This is a genomic window from Acinetobacter sp. YH16052 (assembly GCF_013417155.1).
Taxonomy (GTDB): Bacteria; Pseudomonadota; Gammaproteobacteria; order Pseudomonadales; family Moraxellaceae; genus Acinetobacter.
In genome coordinates this window covers 1-3,263 of the sequence record NZ_VPEO01000078.1, presented here as the reverse complement: position 1 = coordinate 3,263, position 3,263 = coordinate 1, and the positions used below count along the sequence as shown (strand labels likewise).

Here is a 3,263-nt window from a genome sequence, read left to right as displayed (position 1 = left end):
GCGCATTAAAGACTAAAAATGGGAGCTTAGAGCTCCCATTTTTGACTTCGCATAACGTGTATTATGTTAATTTTAGAAATAAGTCACCTATAAATTTTGCTTTTATATAAACGACTAAATTAGGTCTATTAGTAATACTCCCTAATAATTCATAATCATAATTCGTCTTTTTAATAGATACATTTAAAGTTTCATTTATAGCTTTTTCTATACTATTATCATGTTGTTTTATAATAACTTTCGATTTTTGATTAATGATTTCACCTTGAAAGGAAAATGCATAGTTTCCACCATTTATTATATTATTTTGTACTACAAAAACTCCATTACCAAAATCATTAAAATTATCTTGAAATTCAAGGAAGTAAATACCATCTCGCATTCTTAAAATACCAGTTCAACAAAGTGAGTGTTTTATATATTTTACGCCAATTTCAACTTTAAATAAGCTTTTAGTTGTTCAAACAAATTGAGCTACCTCTCCTGTAATACAAACATTAGCATTTCATAGTAGTTAACCTTTATTTAACATAAAATCTCTTATATGAAATTTAGAACTTATCCCTTAAAAAGATCATTAAAAAGCTCTTTATCTTTCTGTCTATTTTCTTCTGTCTTACTTTCCGCACTTAAAAACTGCTCAAAATCAGCCCATTGATGTTTAAAAGATTCATCATTCTTAAATTTATTCAAAACCCAAGCGCCAAGCAAAATTTTCCGTCTAGTTTCATTTTTCCGTTCTTGAGCTTTGGCTTCACTTAAAAGTTTTTGCTGCTTAAGTTTAAGCTCATTCTGTTTCTGTTTTGCCTGTTCTAAGATCTGCTCTTGTTCTTTTTTCAAATACTCAATTTGCTCTTGTAGAGATAACTTCTTCTGCTGTGCTTTAGTGAGCTTCTTTAAAACTGCATCTTTCTTTTCTTGAATATCTGACATAGTATTAAACCGTGATGATCAATAATCAAACATCATCATAGAGTCAAAAAACAAAGCGAGCAATATCAAACGTAGCGAAGCGGAGTTTTCCCGGAATGAAATGAAGGGCGCACTTACCCACTTTTATCATTTCATTCAAAAGTGGACGTTGCGACAGGGGAAACCCCTGTACCCCATGACCTCGCTTTAGCATGGTCAGCAACTTTTTCAAAGTTGCAAAAATCAAAACCACGGTATGCAGAAATTTAGGTTTTTAAAGTGGCAATTTTTCATTTGAATGAAAGCAACATCTCACGAAGTGACGGACGTTCAGCCGTTGCTTGTGCTGCTTATCGTGCCTGTGAAAAATTAGAGGATCTGACTTTTGGAAAGACTCAGGACTACACTAAAAAAAAGGGACTTGAATACAAAAATATTTATGCACCAGAACATACCAATACAAAACTTTTAGACCGTCAAACACTTTGGAATACAGTAGAAAAAAAAGAATTCAATGCCAATGGCTCAATGAAAGCCAATGCACGACTCGCCAAAGAATATATCTGTGCTTTACCACATGAATTAACAGATGCAGAACGCATAAAAATCGTTGATGACTTTTGCCGAGACTTTGTGAACAAGCACAATGTTATTGTCGATGCCTGCATCCATGCACCACATGAACATAACGATGAAACCAATAATAAAAACTATCACGTACACATGATGTTCACGACCAGACTCATCAATGAAAAAGGCGAATTAGGAAAGAAACAAAGAATCTTCAACGACCATGGTCCCGAGATCCTGAAGGACAGCCGAGCAACTTTTGCCAATGTTGTAAACACAGTATTGGAAAATGCCGGACTAGACGAACGCATCGACCACCGGAGTTACAAGGATCAGGGCTTAGACTTTCTTGAACCCACTCATCATGAAGGGCATGAAGCTACAGCACTTCGCAGACAATATGACGAGGAACAAAAAAGACCGCTTGAAGAACGTAACACTGAAATTGTGCTACCAAGAATTGCACTTGAAAATGATGCAATCAAAGCCAAAAATTTAGATGCTGCACGAGAATACCAACAGATCATCAAGGGCCTTGATCAAGAAATTATTGTTCCAAGTCGATTAGAAGATCAGATTACCCAGCTGGAAAACGAACTTCAGTTAACCGAAGCAGAAGAAAAAGAGCTTTTAGCAGAATTAGTAAATCTCAACCTAGAAGAAGAACGCCTGCAAGAACAACAGGTTCAACAGATCGACAACGCATATGATGACTTCATCCGGTGCCAAGATATTTATGCAGAATTTGCCAATCAGTTTTACACCATTCAAAGCAATGCTGCTGATAATCAAAAGCAGATTGAATCAAATCTCACCAAGACAAAACGATGGTTAGCAGAAAACAAAAGCGATTTTTACCTACATACCAATAATTTGTTTTATGACTCTTACCATCATACTTACAGAGATATAAAAAAACCTGATTTTTATGCGACTGAAAAATCAGTAGAACAGGCAAAAAATGAGAACTGGAGAGAATACGCAACCGAGGTCGAACAACTTGCTAAAGAATACGATATTGAGAATGTCGTCCAACGCTTAGGTCAATGCTCAGAGATACTGGAAAATAATGGGATTGAACGACCAACGATAAAACCCACGTTTTGGCAGAAGCTAAAACGAGAGTACGTTCATTCATTCGATACCCTACATGATTTTAATGATGATATGAGTCCCCTCCTTAAAGCAAAACGGGCAGATGATCTCAAAATTGAACAAGAAAGAATGCAGCAAGTACGCCAAGCGGAAGTAGATCGCCAACGAAGAATTGAAAATGATCGCAGAGAAAGTGAATTTAGAGAGCAATTACGTAAAGAACGAGAGCAAAAAGAACAACGCTATGAACAAGAAAGACACGAACGAGAACATTTGGCATTTTTAAAACGCCAAGAATTGGAAAAACAGCAGAAAAATGAGCCTAAAAAACCAGAAAATGAAAATAACAACGATTACCGACCTTGGTGAATGCTGTTTAAACGCAAAAAAATAGGGTTTTTAGCGATGTTTTGCTAAACCACAGTAGATTTATAGTTGAGTTAAGAAAAAACTCTTAAATCGCAAATGAGAGCATTTAGCGAGTGTCTACGAGCGAACTACAGGGATCTAAATTTTTTCACCTGTTTTTCCCTGATTACAGGCTCCCCTGTGTATCAAGAACTCAGAATCAGAGCATCCCGAATGGGTGCGAACTGATTACGATGGCTTTATGTCGAGCGAAGCGAGTAAAAAGCTCATGAGCGAAGCGAATTCCGAGCTGCTTTTGCTTTTTTTTAAAGTCACAA

3 protein-coding genes are annotated in these 3,263 nt (G+C 36.2%); 1 reads left to right on the top strand and 2 read right to left on the bottom strand.

Translation table 11 applies throughout. The features are described 5' to 3' along the window. Positions 1-61: 61 nt before the first annotated feature. Positions 62-382, bottom strand: coding sequence for a GrlR family regulatory protein (locus FTV42_RS15930; RefSeq protein WP_179997607.1), 321 nt, complete (start codon positions 380-382; stop codon positions 62-64). Positions 383-558: 176 nt separating this feature from the next. Further along, positions 559-933 (bottom strand): hypothetical protein, encoded by a 375-nt coding sequence (locus FTV42_RS15925; protein ID WP_086322809.1) that lies wholly within the window; start codon positions 931-933, stop codon positions 559-561. A gap of 258 nt (positions 934-1,191) precedes the next feature. Here FTV42_RS15925 and mobQ point away from each other — a divergent pair, with 258 nt between their 5' ends. Next, positions 1,192-2,946 carry a MobQ family relaxase gene (mobQ, locus tag FTV42_RS15920; protein ID WP_227866002.1) on the top strand — a complete coding sequence of 585 codons (1,755 nt, stop codon included), beginning with the start codon at positions 1,192-1,194 and terminating at the stop codon, positions 2,944-2,946. Positions 2,947-3,263: the final 317 nt, after the last annotated feature.

What these genes read in the sequence shown, in the direction of transcription:
- FTV42_RS15930 (WP_179997607.1), bottom strand. Translation starts at nt 382, where the DNA reads ATGCGAGATGGTATTTACTTCCTTGAATTTCAAGATAATTTTAATGAT.
- FTV42_RS15925 (WP_086322809.1), bottom strand. Translation starts at nt 933, where the DNA reads ATGTCAGATATTCAAGAAAAGAAAGATGCAGTTTTAAAGAAGCTCACT.